This is a genomic window from Brachyspira sp. G79 (genome assembly GCF_002379365.1).
GTDB lineage: Bacteria > Spirochaetota > Brachyspiria > Brachyspirales > Brachyspiraceae > Brachyspira.
Genome location: NZ_JQIU01000008.1, coordinates 549,150 through 565,760, shown reverse-complemented (window position 1 = coordinate 565,760; position 16,611 = coordinate 549,150). Strand labels below are relative to the sequence as shown.

Here is a 16,611-nt window from a genome sequence, read left to right as displayed (position 1 = left end):
TTATAATTTTATTTGTTCTAATTTATATTTTTTATCTTTAGGTATAAATATATTTATAATCTTTTCTTCTTTTTCTACTGATGCGGTTGTATATATTGTAATATCATTAGTTTTACCTTTATTTATTAAATTATTTTTTTCTAAGTATTTTTTTACTGACATAGAAGTATGATAAGCAGGGTCTATAATATTTTGTATAGAGTTTTTAATATTATATTCTAAAGTTTTTTTTATATCATCAATTATATGCGGATAATGAGTGCAGGCAAGTATTAAAGTATCTGATTTTTCATCTATATTTTTTAAATATTTTTTTAATACATCCAATCTATTATCATAGCTGTACCAATCATTTTCTATCATAGGACATAATTCTTTACAAGCTATTTGAGTAATTTTGCTTTCTTTATTATGTTTATTTATTTTATTTTTATACACATTAGAATGAACTGTAAACTCTGTAGCCATTACCGATATATTATTATTTTTTGTTTTATTTAAGGCATCAGCTATACCATTTGATATTACTTCTATAATAGGTATATTATATTTTTGTTTTAATATATCATAGGCACATGCTGATATAGTATTGCATGCTATTATAATTATCTTGCATTTTTTGCTTATTAAAAATTCTACCATTTTTGATGTAAGATTAATAATTTCTTCTTCTGACTTATCCCCATATGGTATATTAACATTATCACCCAAATATATATAATTTTCATTGGGCAGTATCTGTAATAATTGTTTCAATACTGTTAATCCCCCGAATCCCGAATCAAAAACAGCTATAGGCATATTCGAGATAGATGAATATATGTTCATAATTTTACCCTATTAAGTTAACTAAATAAATATCAGTTATTATATAAAGTATTTCTATAAAGTCAATGATATTGTGAAATAAAAGCTATATTTTGTAATAAATACACTTGTATATAAGTAAGAGATAGTGTATAATGAATTATTAAAAATTTACAGTAATAGGAGTATTTTTGATGAACAGTAGTATCATGGAAGCTCTACAAATAATGGTCATAGGTATGGGCGTTGTTGTATTGTTTTTGATTATATTAGTTTTCGTTATGAAATTAGTTAGTGCTGTTGTAGCTCAGGTGGATAAATTAATGCCTCCGCCTCAAGAGGATTCTTCATCTTCTCCCGCACCAGTTCAAACGGTAAATAATGATAAAATGGTTGCTATAGCTATAGCTTTGGCACATGTTCACAGTAATAAATCTAAGTAATAGTGAGTTTTTTAAGGAGATATAAGAATGGCTAAAAAAGAAGTAAAATTTATGCTAACAGCATTCAGAGATGGTTTTCAATCTGTTTATGGTGCTAGAGTATTATCTAAGGATTTTATGCCTGCAGTAGAGGCTTTTGTTAAAGCAGGTGTTACATATTTTGAATCAGGCGGCGGTGCAACTTTCCAAAGTGCTTTCTTCTACAATCAGGAAAATGCTTTTGATGTAATGGATACTTTTAGAAAAACAGTAGGTCCAGACGTTAATTTACAAACATTGGCAAGAGGTGTAAACGTAGTTGGTTTGGAATCTCAGCCTAGAGAAATGATAAAAATGCATGCACAATTATTCAAAAAACATGGTGTTACAACTATTAGAAACTTTGACGCATTAAACGATGTTAATAATCTTATTTTCAGCGGTAAATGTATTAAAGAGGCTGGATTAAAACACCAAGTATGCGTTAGTATGATGGCTTTGCCTCCAGGATGCGAAGGTGCACATGATGCTGCTTTTTATGCAAAAGTATTAAAACAAATTAAAGATAATGTTGAATTTGATTCAGTATGTTTTAAAGATGCTTCAGGTACTTCAACTCCTCAAGTTGTTTATGATACAGTTAAAGAAGCTAGAAAACTTTTAGGTTCTGATATGCATATACAAGTTCACAGCCATGAAACTGCTGGTATAGGTGCTGTTCAGTATAGAGCTGCTTTAGATGCAGGTGCTGATTGTATAGACCTTTCAGCTGCCCCAGTATCAGGCGGTACTTGTCAGACAGACTTAATAGTTATGTGGCATGCTTTAAGAGGAACTGAATATGAATTAAATATTGATATAGATAAAATTAGAGAAGCTGAAGAAGTATTTAAAGACTGTATGAAAGATTATTTCTTACCGCCAGAAAGCAGAACAGTAGAACCTATGATTCCATTTGCTCCAATGCCGGGCGGGGCTTTAACTGCTAATACTCAGATGATGAGAGATATTAATGTAATGAATAGATTCCCAGAAGTTATAAAAGCTATGACTGAAGTTGTAAAAAAAGGTGGTTTTGGTACTTCTGTAACTCCAGTATCTCAATTCTATTTCCAACAAGCATTTAATAATGTAATGCAGGGCAATTGGAAAAAAATAGCTGACGGATACGGTAAAATGGTATTAGGCTATTTTGGTAAAACCCCTTCTACTCCAGACCCAGAAATAGTAAAAATAGCAAGCGAACAATTAGGTTTACAGCCTACAACTGAACTTGCTATGGATATAGATGATAAAAATCCTAAAAAAGGAAGAAAAGCTGCTGAACAGGCTTTAAAAGACGCTGGTATAACAGATCTTTCAGATGAAAATATATTTATAGCTGCTGCTTGTAAAGAAAAAGGTATACAGTTCCTTAAAGGCGAGGCTAAACTTGGTATTAGAAAAAATGCTCCTAATGCTGCTTCTTCTAGTGCTCCTCAAACTACAAGCAATGAAGTTACAGTTACTGTAGGCGGTTCAAGCTATGGAATCAAAATAGAAAATGGAAAAGCTATAGTTGACGGAATAAGTTATGACTATACTATTAAAGATGGTATAGCTACTGGTTCTTCTCAGGCTGCTGCTCCTGCTTCTTCAAATTCTGCTACTCCAGTTACAGCTGGTTTACCTGGTACTGTATTAAAAATAGTAGCTCCAGTTGGAACACAAGTTCAAGATGGTTCTACAGTATTAATAGTAGAAGCTATGAAAATGGAAGTAGAAATAAAATCTTCTGCTAATGGTGTTGTTAAAGAAGTTAAAGTTAAACCAGGAGACGCTGTAGTTGCTGGTCAGGAATTGGCTATTGTAGGCTAATGATGATGCTTGTTGTAAGGAGATAAAAATAATGAGAAAAATATTTTTAGTATTTGCACTTGTCTTTATGACAGCATCAATGGTGCTTGCTCAGGAAAGTACTCAAAAACCTCTTAATATAAAAGATTCGCTTATTTCTTTGGCTAGAAATACTGCTTTTGGAGGTCTTTTCCCTAGAAGCGAACAGGAAATAGCAGAAGCTCAGGCAAAAGCTGAAAGCAGCAAACAAGAAAAATATCAAACTAAATTAAATGATATTAAAGTAAAATCTGTTCCTCTATGGCAGAATCTTATAATGATTTGTGTAGGATTAGTTTTAGTTTATCTTGCTATAGCTAAAGGTTTTGAGCCATTACTTCTTATTCCTATAGGTATGGGTGGTATTTTAGCTAATATTCCTATTGCTAATATTGCAGCACTTCCTGTAGTTGAAGTTATGAATGGAATACCAGTAACTTTAAGCAGCGGTGGTTTTTTAGGTCAAATATATACTTTTGGTATTGAATCTGGATTGTTCCCATTATTCATATTTATAGGTGTTGGTGCTATGACAGATTTCGGACCTCTCATTGCTAACCCTAAAACTGCATTATTAGGTGCTGCTGCTCAAATAGGTATATTTGGTACTTTACTTGGGGCTATGATATTATCAACTTATGTACCTGTTATTTCTTTTACTTTAAAAGATGCTGCTTCTATAGGTATTATAGGAGGTGCTGACGGTCCTACTGCTATATTTACAGCTTCAAGACTTTCGCCTTCTTTATTGGGTGCTATTGCTGTTGCTGCTTATTCTTATATGGCTTTGGTTCCTATTATTCAGCCTCCTATTATGAAATGGCTTACTACTGAAAAAGAAAGAAAAATTGAAATGAAACAGTTACGCCCAGTAAGCAAAAGAGAAAAAATTATTTTCCCTCTTAGCGTTATAATACTTGTAGCTTTACTTTTACCTGATGCTGCTCCGCTTATTGGTGCTGTTATGTTTGGTAATTTGCTTAAAGAATCTGGTGTTACTGAAAGACTTTCCAAAACTGCTCAGAATGAATTAATAAATATTGTTACAATTATGCTAGGTTTATCAGTTGGAAGTAAATTAGCTGCTGATAAGTTCTTACGTTTTGAAACTCTTGGTATATTAGTACTAGGTTTAGTAGCATTCTCTATGGGTACTGCAGGAGGAGTACTTCTTGCTAAATTAATGAATTTATTCAGCAAAGATAAAATTAATCCTCTTATTGGTGCTGCTGGTGTATCTGCTGTTCCTATGGCTGCCAGAGTTGCTAATAAAGTAGGACAAGAGGCTAATCCTCATAACTTCTTACTTATGCACGCTATGGGACCAAACGTTTCTGGTGTAATTGGTTCTGCAGTTGCTGCTGGAGTACTTTTGGCTATACTTGGTTAATATTTAAGTATTAAAAAAATTAAAGGTGTAAATCTTCAAAATGAGATTTGCACCTTTTTTATTTTAATTATTTTGTATGAAAGAAGTTGCAGTTAGTTTTATAGAGTTCATTAAAACTCTGCACAAAAACCTTTATATTTCTCCACATAACCTACTGGATTATATGATAATTTTGCTTTTCTAAGTCCCAAATCTCCTACGTCCTGCTCTCTATTAACGAATTTAAATCTTTCATAATCGCTTACATAATTTTTTAAATTTTCTAAAAACATTCTGTTTATAGCCTGATAAGTACCTTTATAATTCCTGTCTCCTCTTTCAGAATGAACTACTATTGTATCTCTCATACTCAAATCAGCTATTGTATATGCCGCTACTTTTTTATCAATATATATTGCACCGCCTGCTATATTATTTATAGTATCCCAATTATCAAGCAAAGTTCTTATCATTATTGTATCAGCTTCTGCTCTTACTTCATGAGATAACAATTTATTACTGTCAAAAGCTTCGCATTCTTCAGCATTGTTTTGAGATGCATCATTATTTTTTTTTTCTTCTTCTTCCCATTTGGATTCAAAATCGAGTATATCTTTTACAATGGTTTTATCTATAGGTTTGTACTCAAAATCATTTTTTATAAATTGATTATACAGATTCTTTTTATTATGAAATTTTTTCCCGGGAAGTGTAACTAGATCATTAAAATCGTATAAATATTCCCATTCATCTCTGCTTTCTTTCACTTTTATTTTAGTAGTTTTCTCCCAAAATAAAGCAAGCTCTTTTGGTATTCTTATAACAGCTTCTCCTGATATTTCGCAAGGTCCCATATCATTGCAGAAATCGGTATTAAACCAATCTCCTACAGGTGCCCAGTAAGTAATATAAGGTGATTTCTGTCTTATCCAAACTAGCTTTTCTGTAAATGCCCACTCAAGCATATATATATCTTTAAGTCCTAGAAGATTCATAAATGTATAATCTGCTGACTGCTCTGGTGTTATAGAAAAATATTTATGATAAAGTTCTTGTTTATCTAAACTAATAGGCTCAAAATTAAGCATATATTTTATCCTTTTTTAATTTTATTGACTATATATTATATATTAAAATGGATTAATGTAAATGCTGTCATACCAATTTACCTATTTCAAATGCTTTATTTAATTCTTCCTTTCCTTTAATATCTCCTATATTAAATACTCCTCCTGCTATTAAATATCCTAAATCTTTCCAGCCTAGATAATTTAAAAGATATTTATAGTATTCTATTACAGGTGCTGAATTATTTTCATCATTTCCTTCTGCTGCCATAAGCATAATGCATTCTTTGTACGGTGTTTTATAGTTACTGTCTATTTCTGTAACTGCAAATAATCTGTCTATTGCTGTTTTTAGCTGGGCACTAAAAGCCCAATAATACATAGGTGAAGCTAGTACTAATATATCAGCTTCTTTATAGTGAGGATATATTTTTAGCATGTCATCTTTTTGTGTGCAAGGACTTTCTTTATCTTTTCCGCCTTTTAAACAGCCTTTACAGCCATGTATATTCATTTTATCTAAATCGAATTTTATTATATCATTTCCATTTAGTTTTGCTCCTTTAGTAAACTCTTCTATTAATGCTTTAGTATTACCGTTTGCTCTTGGACTTCCATTTAATATTAGTATTTTTTTCATTTTTGACTCCTTTTACTATAAATTGTTATTGATATTATTATTATAGTATTATATATTAGTATAATCAAGTACTAACAAAAATGTTATATACTAACTATAAGTAAAGTAAAAGGATAATTTCATGAAAAAAGAGAGTCTAAAAGAAAAATATATGGAAGATACAGGTTTTGCATATACTATGTCATTAATATCTGGTAAGTATAAAATGATAATATTATATATATTATCAGAATTAAAAGTTGTAAGATATAATGAATTAAAAAGAATAATATCTGGAATATCACATAAGACACTGAGTTTAACTTTAAAAGAGTTAGAAAAAGACGATTTAGTAACTAGAAAGGAATATCCTCAAATACCTCCTAAAGTAGAGTATAGTCTTTCAAAAAGAGGAAAATCTTTAATACCAATACTAGATGCTATATGTATCTGGGGAGAAAAAAATAGAAAGTAATTAACTGTTTTTATTTTTATTGATAAAGTTTCTTACTCTTCTAAAAAAGTCGTTTTTACCATTTTCATCTATAAGAACATATTTTAGCATAAATCTTAAATATGGGTGGTATACATATAATGTTTCTTTTATAGTCATTCTAGTTCCGCCATTTTCAGCGTCTTCCAGTATATAAGTCCATAAAGCTGTAAATTCATTTTCAGTTTTTACTATAGATATTTCGCTGTTTTCTATTCTTCTTACTTCTATTAATTCCTGATATGTTCTTCTATTTGAATATGTCTGCATTATTTTTAGTTTATTGCCTTCTAATTTTTCAACACGCACTATAGATATATATTTAAGCCAAGCAGGATAATTTTCATAGTCTATAAGAAGATGATATAATTCATTTTTGGGTATATCAAATACCTGAGTTTTTTCTTTTGAGAAAGAAGGCGGTATTCTTTTTCCTATAAAAGTTGGAAGAAATATCATAATCGCCATTAATATAAGCGGCAATATTATAAATATTGGTATTAAGTATAATAACATTATTTTCCTCTTTTAGTTAAAGTATAAAATTTTGAATTATAGTATTTATTAAAAAAGTTCTGAACCACTAATAAAACAATTCCACAGAATGGTACAGAAAATAATATTCCTAAAAATCCGAATAATACTCCGCCTATAATAGTACTGAACATTACAGCTATAGGGTGTATTTTAACTGATTTTCCAAGTATTTTAGGAGCCATTAATCCAGAATCTAGTATCTGCACAAAACCGAATATTATGCACATTTTTAATGCTCCATGCCACCATATATTTTCTGTAATAATACCTGCTAATAGTGCAGTTATAAATGCAGCAAACGGTCCTATAAAAGGTATGTAGTTAAGAAGTCCTCTTAATAAAGCTAAAATAAAAGCGTATTTTGTATTGGTTACAGATAAAAGTATATAGCTTATTATAAAAAATGATAGAGCAAGTATTGTCATTCCTCTTACATAACCATTAATAATAGAATTTGATTTTTTTATTATTTCGTTTATAGAAGTCTGCCACCTCATAGGTATTATTTTTATAATTTTGGATTTGATATTTTGAAAATCAAGCATCAAATAAAAAGTTACAAAAGGAAGTATTACAAAATATGAAAATATTACACTAAATATTGTAGTTAAACTTGAAATATTCTGAAATCTAAAATCTATCATTTTTTTATATATTAGAGTAAATATTCCATCACTTCCAAATAGAAAATCTTTTATAGAAGCTGCATCTATTGCCATATCAATATCAAAACTTTTTCCTATGGACCTATTCAATTTATCTGATATAGAAATTAATAACGATGAAATAGAATTATATATTTTATCCACATATTGAGGAAGGCTTTTTGATATTACTTCCATTTCTTCTATAGTTCTAGGCAGAATAAATACAAAAAATATTACAGCAATTATAATAAGAGGAATAAAAATAAAAAGAACAGCTGCTATTCTAGGAATTTTTGTCTGCATTTTTGTTATAAGAGGATCAAACATATATGCAATAAATATTCCCCATATAAAAGGAGCTACTAAATAACCAGCTTCTCTAATTACCCATAAAGTAAAAAGACATAATATTAAAAATATTGAAGTTTTAGCCCATATATATCTCCAAAATGGGATTAATGCTGCTATTAAAATAATAAATAGTATAATAGGGTTTATAATTTCTCTAATTAAATAGCAAAAATAAAAAAAGCACTAGATATTATCAAAACTAATAATATCTCTCCGCCATTTACTAGTATTTTATTATGAGTTAATGAATTATTATTTTTATCTTTATCAAAAAAGTTGTTATTCATAAAATTATTTCTGTATTTTTATTTTCTATATATTATAGTAGAATAAGTTTTTTTACAACATATTTTAAAAAAATATTATTATTTTTTAAAAAAAGGCTTGCTATTTTTTTTAATTATGCTATAATTCAATCCATATCGTTGATGATTTAAAAGGGCCTGTAGCTCAGATGGCTAGAGCGTTCGACTGATAATCGAAAGGTCGGTGGTTCAATTCCTCCCAGGCCCACACGCTCAGGTTCTTTATAATACATATACGGGGGTTTAGCTCAGTTTGGGAGAGCGACTGCCTTGCACGCAGTAGGTCGTGGGTTCGATCCCCATAACCTCCACATCTTTGTAAAACTATTCTTAAATATCTTTTCTATTTAAGAATAGTTTTTATTTTATTAACTATTTTTTATCACCTAAATTACAGGAGGTATTTATAATGAAAAATATTATACTAATACCATTAATTATAATCTCTATTTTATTAATACCATATAATAAACTTTATTCTCTAACTCAAGATGAAGAAACTTTTTTAGATGCTGCTATATTCGGCGATGAAGATGTCATAGAAAAAATTATTGCTAAAAATATTAATGTTAATATACAAGATGATGTAGGAAATACAGCTCTTATATTGGCATGTATGGAAGGGCATGTAAAAGTTGTAGAGTTATTAATTAAAGCAAATGCTGATAAGTCTATAGTAAATAAGCATGGTAATGATGCATTATTTTATGCTAAGCAAAAAAATTACACTGATATAATTAAGTTAATGGGGCAAAATATTTAGTTTTAAAAAATTAACTCTTCATTTTCTTCTTCAAGTACATAGTTTGTAATAATGATTATTTCATCTTTATTGTCTAGCATACAATCGTTGTTCGGATTTATAATAACATCATTGTATCTTTTTACCCCAATTATAACAACTTTTTTCTAATCAGGTATAAATAAACATCCTTAAAACTTTTTGATTCATTAAAATAATCTGAGTAGGGGGACATTATTATATCTTTTCCATTTTTACTTAAAAGCCCATAGAAAATATACAATATATTTGAACTAATAGAAGCCTGAGCCATAAGCATACCTATTAATTTACCGCTTACTATAAAATCTCTTACATCATCAGAATATATTAAATTTCTTTTCTGTATAGAGTTTAATAAAGAAAGTATTGCTATATTTAGATTCTCTTTTCTTATAATCTGTCTTATGATTAAAAGTATATTAATGCTTTTTACATCAGTAACATTATCTTCTGATATTAAAACTATTTTTGTAGTATTTTCTTCTTTTAGCTTTTCACGCATAAACTTATATTTATTTTTTTGAGATTTTATAGAGTTGTAACTAATCATACTCGTATTATGATTTTCCATATATTCAGAAATCTCTTTTATTATTTCATCGTATCTGTTTTCTTCACATATTAATAATATATTATTTTTATATTTTACAATATTTGGTTTTATATCAGGATATTCTTTTATATTGTCATCATTATTGTTTCTTGAAAGTATTACAAGTCTATTTTCTTTTTTTAATAAATGATCGTAACTAGGTATTAATAACTGACTTCTATCTTCTTTTGTTATACCTAGAAGTATCATACCTCTTTCAAGATATTTTAAAGCCGCATCTTCAAATTTGCAGTCATTAAAATCATGATCTGTTTCTATATAAAATACATTTCCGTCATTAGAAAACAAATCTTCATAAACATTGCTAAGTCCAGTATAAATTATGCTTTGAGCTATGAGTTTGTACAATATCTCATATTTATAAATTACATGTATAACAAAATTTTTCTCTTCAATAGATTTTATTATTTCAATAGTATCCTCTTCATGAACTAATACACATATATTTATTTTTTTATCAAGTTCTTCTTCTTCAACTATCTTTTTTAAAGCTAAAAGTATATTTAATGACTCTGTATCATCATTATTTATTATTGATATACTTGAAGATTTTGCTATATTAAGAAGTTTAATATTTTCTATTCTGCTTGCTGTTCCCTCTCTTATTATTATATTAGTTTGTTTACTTCCTTTTATAAATGATATTCTTTTTCTTATTATATCAACATTGTGTTCGGATAGTATAATTATAGTTTTTACTTTAGCCATAATAAACTCTTCTACTATAGTTAAAGCCTCTTCACTGTATCCTAATATAATGGCATGATTTTTTTCCATAATAAAAGCATTGCCTTTACTTAAATTATTAATTCTATCCTGAAGTGCTTTATTAATCATAGCTATGAGAGAGCCCCAGCCGCATACTCCTATAAAAGTTACCATAAGAAATGTTAATACAATACCTGTACTGCCATCTACAGAAGATATGTTTCCAGTATCTATAAACTGCATCAAACTGTCCCAAAATGCATCTTTAGGAGGATAATTAAAAAATACTATTATAAATATAGATACTATTAAAAGCAGTATTATTATTGCAAATACCAAAAGAAGTAATTGATAAAATAACCCCTTATTAAGCATTCTGTCAATTCGATATTTTATATATTTAGGTATATCTTTTAACATAAAACAACTCATGATTTTATTTATATAAAGATTATACTAGAGTAAATTAAAATTGCAAAATATTTTTTATTAAAAAATATATACCTAAACGACTATAATTTGTCAAAAAATAATTTTTTTTAATTTAAAATATTGCATGGCTTTGCCCACCACGCTGTGTGCTACACAGCACCACAGTTCTTTTGTTGACACAAAGAACCAAAAAGAGTGAATTTTTAGCCTAAATTTCAGGCATTACCATACATTTAAAATATAAAGTTCTATCAATTGCATTTTTTAAAACTTTTTTGTCTCACAAAAAAGTTGATAATTATATATAATGTGCATCAATTGACAAAATAAAATTGTTACAGTATATATAAAAAATAATATATAAAATTATTTCTGATAATTTATTTTTATAAGCTTCAAATCTGCAGATATCATAAATAGAGAAGGAAGCAGTATCAATGTCAAAAGTGCTGCAAATAAAAGCCCGTAAGCCATAGACATAACCATAGGCACTATCAAATCGGCACGTCCTCCTATACCATAAACAGTTGGAAGAAGTCCGAATATTGTAGTTACAGTTGTGAGAAATATTGCTCTGAATCTGTCTCCTGTACCTTCTACAATAGCATTTAATACATCTTGTTTATTATGTATATTTCCTTTTTCAAGTATTCTGTTTATCAATTCAACCATTATAATACCATTGTTTACAACAACACCTGCAAGTCCTACTATACCTACAGCACCTACAAATGACATAGGCATTCTATGAGCTGCAAATCCTAGTATAACTCCGATTATTCCAAAAGGTATTATACCAAGTATCATAAAAGGCTGAACAAATTTATTAAACTGAAGCAGAAGTATTACATATATAGCTATTATGGCAATTAAGTATCCCCAAGCTATACCTATTATAGAGCCTCTTGTTTCTTTTACCTCTCCTGCAAACTCCACACTTATATTTGGATAATCTTTAGCTATAGAATTAAAATAATCCTGCATTGCATAAGTTACTTGTATGGCAGTATTTTTTCCTTGTTCGATATCTGCAGTCATAGTAATGGATTTTTTCCCATTATAGTGTCTTATGCTTGACTGATTATTTGTAATTTGTATATCTGCTATATCTTTTAATTGTATAAGTCTGTAATAGGTATTTGGTATTAAAAGATTATTAAGTACATTAGTATCATAAGTATATTTTTTATCTAAACGTACTCTAAAGTCCAATTTATTTTCAAACTCCTGTATTGAAGTTGCTACTATTCCAGAATAAGCCGCTCTTAATTCTCTTGCTGCATAAGCTACATTAACTCCGAGTTCAGACATTCTGTCATAATCGAATATTACTCTCAATTCTTCCTGTCCTATTTTATCATCATCATCATAATTAACTACACCGTCCAAACTCAAAAGATGTTCTTTCATTTTATCCTTTACTTCTTTAACCATAGCAGTATCATTACCTATTATTTTTATATCAACTGCTTTACCGGGGTTTATTGGAAGTTTGGTATTAACTGTAATAAGTTCTAATTCATCTTTTATTCCGCTTTTTTCTATAGCTTTATTTAAATCATCTGCTATATCATAAGCTATTTTTTCTCTATTATTTGCAGGAACTAAATATATCATAGTGCCTGCAATATTGTCCATCTCTTCCGATATTTCTACAGTATTTTTATCTAATTGCTTTCCAAGTAAGCTATAAACTGCTATTATATCATTAGTATTTATTGTTTCATAAATAATATTTTCAACTTTCTGAAGATATTTTTCTGTTTTGTATATAGAACTTCCAACACCTGTATCAATATTAACAACTATAACATCAGCACTTGTATCATAAACTAAAGTAAACTTTGCAAATATTGACTTGGCTATTAAAAGAGTGATAAAAAGTGTAACTATAAAAAATATAAGAACAATATATCTAAACTTTAATGTAAATCTTAAAAACTTAACAAATGGTATTTTTAATTTATCAAATAATTTATCCTTATCAAAATCAAGCGGATTTTTAAAATTAAATCTTTTTCTTTTATGTTCTCCAGTAAGTTCTTCTTTAGTGATTAAGTTATTTGGAAGAAGCAAAACAGCCTGAAAAATACTTACTAATAACGCAACAATAACAACCCTAGGATACTGATTTATAAGCCTTCCCATAGTACCAGTAACAAATATTATTGGAGCAAATGATGCAACTGTTGTGAGGGTAGAAACAAGCATAGGCATAAATACTTCTCCTACAGCATTTTTTGTAGCTTCAAGACCTTTTATACCTCTTTGATGATAGTTAAAAATATTTTCTGAAACTACTATGGAATTGTCCACTATCATACCAAGTACAGTTATTATACCTCCTAGAGATATTATATTAAAAGTAATTCCAGAGTATGTCATATAAATAAGAGAAACAGATATAACTATAAGCATACCAAGCGAAGTAAATATTGCACTCTTAAAATCTAGAAATATAATAAGTATTATAAATATGATGATAAAACCAGTTATAATATTTGAAGACACTGCATTAAGCAAGTCTGTAATAGTTCTAGAATTATCAGCCATAGGAACTATTTCTATATTGCTTGGAATAGTAGATTTATTTTTTTCAAAATATTGATTAACATTATCAATAGTTTTTAATATATCAGCATCTTCTTTTTTTATTATGTTTATAGAGTATCCATGCTTACTATTAACTCTCATATATACACTTTTATCAACGAATAATTCTTCAACTCTTGCAATATCACCTATCCTTACAGGCTGTCCGTTAAATATAGAACGCACTATAACATTTGTAATAGATAAAGGGTCTTGAAATTGTCCTGTAGTAACAAGAAGTTTATTTTTATCTTCCAAATCATCACTTTCTGAGGGCTTCATACCTCCGCTTGTAGAGCGTATATTTCTTAAAGATAATGCCTGTATGATTTCTGTTAATGAAGTGTAGTATTCTCTTAATTTATAAGGGTCTGCTAATATTTGTATTTCTGGGTCTGTTCTTCCATATACTTCAATATTTGCAACCCCGTCTACATATTTTAATTCTTTTTCAAATCTTTTAGATATATCATAAAGCTCTTTTTCACTTCCTTCCTGTCCTTCTTTGAATCTTATACCTAAATTGTATATAGGCATTCTGTTGGCATTAGCCTCAAAAATTTTGATTTCTGAAACATCTTTTGATACATTAGGAGCATTCTGAAGTCTTCTAAATATTTCATCTTTTACTGGTCTTGAGTCTTTAAGATTCATATCTATTCTTATAGTAAGTATTCCTGCATTTTCTATTATTATAGAATAAAACTCATCAATACCTGCTATAGTCTGAAGCTCATCTTCTATTGGTATCATAGCATATTGTTCAACATCTTCAGGAGAAGCACCCGGGTATATAACCTGCACTATCATAACGTCAAAGTTTGTAGATGGAAATGCCTCTTTTTTTATATTAAGATAAGAGTATATTCCAACTGCTAAAGTTATTAATATGATTACATTAACTAATAATCTGTTTTTTGCAAATAGTTCTATAATTTTATTCATATATTATTTTCCAATTATTTAAATAAAAATTAATTATTCCTAATTACTAAGAAGCACCAGTGAATTATAATCCATAACGGTGCTTATTATCATATATTCAAGATTAAGAAGTTCAGCTCTTGCCTGTGCCAAATCAAGCCTAGCATTTATTATTTCATCTATAGGAAGACGACCTTGTCTGAATTTGGCATTTTGAGTATTTATCCTTGAGACTATTGCATTTATTTCTAGCTTTTTATTTTCAAGCATTTTTTTATACGCTTCAAACTCATCATAATAAGTACCTATCTGTACATCAAAATCCCTATTAACTCTGTCAAAGTCAGCAGTAACAGCATTCAAAGCAGCATAAGCATCTTCCATTTTTGCTTTTGCATCTCGTCCGCCTATAGGATAAGAAAACATAAGCCCTACAAAATAATCAACATTTGTCATAGTAGAAAAAGATTTAAAATATCCGCTGTCGTCCAAACTAGATAATGATACGCTTCCTACTATGGACAAGTCTGGCAATGCATTATTTTTCATTATAGAGAGTGCATATTCGCTTCTTAGTTTTAATTGATATGCCATTTGTCCCTGAGCACTTTCTAAAAAAGGTACTATATCCACTTTGGCATTAATAGAAGTTTCAAGTGTCTGAGTCCAGTCATCTTCGTTTGGTATAATATTTTCTTCTGGTATGAAGAACTTTATATTTCTTATAATTTTTTTAAGCATTAACTCTGATTTATCTTTTGCTTCTATATATTTTAGAGTTTGTCTTCTTGCATTCTGATAGGAATCATTATCTATAACTCCGCTTGAATATCTTTTATAAACCTGATTTTCAAAGCTTTTTGCTTCTATAATCATAGCATCATATAAAGCTATTAATTTTCTAGCCATTATCCATTGATAATATATTTTCTGATAAGATGTTAACACGCTGTTGTCATCTATCATTCTTTTTAGTTTTGCTATAGTAAGCTGATATTCGGCATCTTTAATTGGGTATCTGTCTAGCTTACCGAAAAAGTCTCTTAATATTGGCTGAGCTATTTGTATTTTAATACTTGGATAATAATATTTAAAATCATTTGTACCCAAGTTTGGCAATTTACCGTTTACTGTACCGAATGGAGTATCAACTGGAAGTGTAATATCTCCAGTCTTAAAATCGCCGAAGAAACTGTCATGCTTAATCTCTACAGACCATCTAGTTCCAGAGTAGGGTATAAGTCCGCTGAAACCTGCACCTATTCTAAAGCCGTTATAATAAAAGTCTGATGTCGGTATAAAGCTGTATTCATCAAAATGAGCCTGCTTTCCTATTGCCCCCGCCTGCAAATCAAACTTTACATCTCCTGAACTTTTTGCTTTTGTCAAATTATTATATGCATTGCTCTCCTGCGAAGCTGTCAATTTCATTTCTGGTATCAAGATTTTTATTCTCCCCATATATTGAGTATATGGAAGTACTATATCGTTATTAGTTTGTGCAAAAATAAAAAAATTAAAAAAAACTGAGTTTAAAATAATAATATATATCAATTTCCTCAACACTTTCTAACACCTATTAAAAATATTATATACATTTTATTATTTTTGACTTTTTTATCAAGTACAATAAAATTACTATTGTATGATAAACTACATTTTTTAATTTTTGTTAATTATTTTTTTATAGTGAATTTACAATACGGATAATTACTGCATCCATAAAACTCTCCGTATTTTCCTTCTCTTAATACTAATTTTCCTTTGCATCTTGGACATATTCCGCTTCTTATTTCTTTTTTAGTATTATTTATATTTTCTATATGTTTTGCATTGGAAATATCTTTATTGCTTGAAATTAATTTATTATAAATATAATCCATATCTTCAGAAGTATAATTAGTGCCGTCATTAAAATTATTAAGATAAGTTTTTAAATCTATTAAATTTATAACGTTATTAATATTTATTGTATCAGTATTATTTTGAGTAAATACAATTAATGAATTTATATTATACTTATTTTCTAATATTTTTTTTAAATGGAATATATGAGATTTATTTTG

General features: G+C 28.6%; 14 protein-coding genes, 2 tRNA genes and 1 pseudogene. 7 read left to right on the top strand and 10 right to left on the bottom strand.

The genetic code is table 11. The features are described from left to right. A complete protein-coding gene (gene murI, locus KQ44_RS03940) occupies positions 1 to 828 on the bottom strand; it encodes a glutamate racemase (RefSeq protein WP_096736324.1) in 828 nt (275 codons plus the stop codon). A 173-nt stretch (positions 829 to 1,001) separates the two neighbouring features. Here murI and KQ44_RS03935 point away from each other — a divergent pair, with 173 nt between their 5' ends. From KQ44_RS03935 to KQ44_RS03925, 3 genes are read left to right on the top strand one after another with little or no spacing between them, the layout of a single operon-like run. After that, the gene (locus KQ44_RS03935) at positions 1,002 to 1,250 is read left to right on the top strand and encodes an OadG family protein (RefSeq protein ID WP_096736323.1); all 249 of its coding nucleotides are present in this window, start codon (positions 1,002 to 1,004) and stop codon (positions 1,248 to 1,250) included. 27 nt (positions 1,251 to 1,277) lie between these two features. Further along, positions 1,278 to 3,086, top strand: a complete 1,809-nt coding sequence (locus KQ44_RS03930; protein ID WP_096736322.1) for a biotin/lipoyl-containing protein — start codon at positions 1,278 to 1,280, stop codon at positions 3,084 to 3,086. 31 nt (positions 3,087 to 3,117) lie between these two features. Beyond that, complete coding sequence (locus tag KQ44_RS03925) at positions 3,118 to 4,494, top strand: sodium ion-translocating decarboxylase subunit beta (RefSeq protein WP_096736321.1); 1,377 nt, start codon at positions 3,118 to 3,120, stop codon at positions 4,492 to 4,494. Positions 4,495 to 4,604: 110 nt separating this feature from the next. Here KQ44_RS03925 and KQ44_RS03920 read toward each other — a convergent pair whose 3' ends face one another. Together KQ44_RS03920 and KQ44_RS03915 are read right to left on the bottom strand one after the other, a co-directional pair. Next, entirely contained in the window at positions 4,605 to 5,561 is a 957-nt protein-coding gene (locus KQ44_RS03920) for a phosphatidylglycerol lysyltransferase domain-containing protein (RefSeq protein ID WP_096736320.1), read from the bottom strand. Between the two features lie 67 nt (positions 5,562 to 5,628). Further along, positions 5,629 to 6,180 carry a flavodoxin family protein gene (locus KQ44_RS03915; protein ID WP_096736319.1) on the bottom strand — a complete coding sequence of 184 codons (552 nt, stop codon included), beginning with the start codon at positions 6,178 to 6,180 and terminating at the stop codon, positions 5,629 to 5,631. A gap of 121 nt (positions 6,181 to 6,301) precedes the next feature. Between KQ44_RS03915 and KQ44_RS03910 the strand changes: the two genes are divergently transcribed. Further along, on the top strand, positions 6,302 to 6,634 hold the full coding sequence (locus KQ44_RS03910) for a helix-turn-helix domain-containing protein (RefSeq protein ID WP_096736318.1): 333 nt from the start codon (positions 6,302 to 6,304) through the stop codon (positions 6,632 to 6,634). Here the strand turns inward: KQ44_RS03910 and KQ44_RS03905 are convergent, their stop codons facing one another. Genes KQ44_RS03905 through KQ44_RS15370 form a run of 3 tightly spaced genes read right to left on the bottom strand, consistent with a single transcriptional unit; the run spans position 6,635 to position 8,474 of the window. Beyond that, on the bottom strand, positions 6,635 to 7,168 hold the full coding sequence (locus KQ44_RS03905; protein ID WP_096736317.1) for an SRPBCC family protein: 534 nt from the start codon (positions 7,166 to 7,168) through the stop codon (positions 6,635 to 6,637). Next, complete coding sequence (locus KQ44_RS03900; protein ID WP_240516664.1) at positions 7,168 to 8,292, bottom strand: AI-2E family transporter; 1,125 nt, start codon at positions 8,290 to 8,292, stop codon at positions 7,168 to 7,170. The genes KQ44_RS03905 and KQ44_RS03900 overlap by 1 nt, the downstream gene beginning before the upstream one ends. A 53-nt stretch (positions 8,293 to 8,345) precedes the next feature. Continuing rightward, positions 8,346 to 8,474, bottom strand: a complete 129-nt coding sequence (locus KQ44_RS15370; RefSeq protein ID WP_276307028.1) for a hypothetical protein — start codon at positions 8,472 to 8,474, stop codon at positions 8,346 to 8,348. A gap of 152 nt (positions 8,475 to 8,626) precedes the next feature. On the opposite strand from KQ44_RS15370, the gene KQ44_RS03895 reads away from it, so the two are divergent. The 3 genes from KQ44_RS03895 (at position 8,627) to KQ44_RS03885 (ending at position 9,255) form a co-directional block, all read left to right on the top strand. Then, a tRNA-Ile gene (locus KQ44_RS03895) sits at positions 8,627 to 8,700 on the top strand. A gap of 29 nt (positions 8,701 to 8,729) precedes the next feature. Further along, positions 8,730 to 8,803 (top strand) — tRNA-Ala (locus KQ44_RS03890). Positions 8,804 to 8,901: 98 nt separating this feature from the next. Beyond that, the gene (locus KQ44_RS03885) at positions 8,902 to 9,255 is read left to right on the top strand and encodes an ankyrin repeat domain-containing protein (protein WP_013112613.1); all 354 of its coding nucleotides are present in this window, start codon (positions 8,902 to 8,904) and stop codon (positions 9,253 to 9,255) included. A 2-nt stretch (positions 9,256 to 9,257) separates the two neighbouring features. Here KQ44_RS03885 and KQ44_RS03880 read toward each other — a convergent pair. The 4 genes and pseudogenes from KQ44_RS03880 to KQ44_RS14290 form a co-directional block, all read right to left on the bottom strand. Further along, positions 9,258 to 11,017, bottom strand: a pseudogene (locus KQ44_RS03880) (hypothetical protein). Between the two features lie 378 nt (positions 11,018 to 11,395). After that, on the bottom strand, positions 11,396 to 14,566 hold the full coding sequence (locus KQ44_RS03875) for an efflux RND transporter permease subunit (RefSeq protein WP_096736316.1): 3,171 nt from the start codon (positions 14,564 to 14,566) through the stop codon (positions 11,396 to 11,398). 39 nt (positions 14,567 to 14,605) lie between these two features. Continuing rightward, complete coding sequence (locus KQ44_RS03870; protein ID WP_096736315.1) at positions 14,606 to 16,111, bottom strand: TolC family protein; 1,506 nt, start codon at positions 16,109 to 16,111, stop codon at positions 14,606 to 14,608. Positions 16,112 to 16,221: 110 nt separating this feature from the next. Next, the coding region (locus KQ44_RS14290; protein WP_205676546.1) for a topoisomerase DNA-binding C4 zinc finger domain-containing protein at positions 16,222 to 16,611 on the bottom strand (390 nt) is incomplete at its 5' end.

Excerpts from the sequence above, each read along its gene's own strand:
- murI (WP_096736324.1), bottom strand. The coding sequence starts at position 828 with ATGAACATATATTCATCTATCTCGAATATGCCTATAGCTGTTTTTGAT.
- KQ44_RS03935 (WP_096736323.1), top strand. The coding sequence starts at position 1,002 with ATGAACAGTAGTATCATGGAAGCTCTACAAATAATGGTCATAGGTATG.
- KQ44_RS03930 (WP_096736322.1), top strand. The coding sequence starts at position 1,278 with ATGGCTAAAAAAGAAGTAAAATTTATGCTAACAGCATTCAGAGATGGT.
- KQ44_RS03925 (WP_096736321.1), top strand. The coding sequence starts at position 3,118 with ATGAGAAAAATATTTTTAGTATTTGCACTTGTCTTTATGACAGCATCA.
- KQ44_RS03920 (WP_096736320.1), bottom strand. The coding sequence starts at position 5,561 with ATGCTTAATTTTGAGCCTATTAGTTTAGATAAACAAGAACTTTATCAT.
- KQ44_RS03915 (WP_096736319.1), bottom strand. The coding sequence starts at position 6,180 with ATGAAAAAAATACTAATATTAAATGGAAGTCCAAGAGCAAACGGTAAT.
- KQ44_RS03910 (WP_096736318.1), top strand. The coding sequence starts at position 6,302 with ATGAAAAAAGAGAGTCTAAAAGAAAAATATATGGAAGATACAGGTTTT.
- KQ44_RS03905 (WP_096736317.1), bottom strand. The coding sequence starts at position 7,168 with ATGTTATTATACTTAATACCAATATTTATAATATTGCCGCTTATATTA.
- KQ44_RS15370 (WP_276307028.1), bottom strand. The coding sequence starts at position 8,474 with ATGAATAACAACTTTTTTGATAAAGATAAAAATAATAATTCATTAACT.
- KQ44_RS03885 (WP_013112613.1), top strand. The coding sequence starts at position 8,902 with ATGAAAAATATTATACTAATACCATTAATTATAATCTCTATTTTATTA.
- KQ44_RS03875 (WP_096736316.1), bottom strand. The coding sequence starts at position 14,566 with ATGAATAAAATTATAGAACTATTTGCAAAAAACAGATTATTAGTTAAT.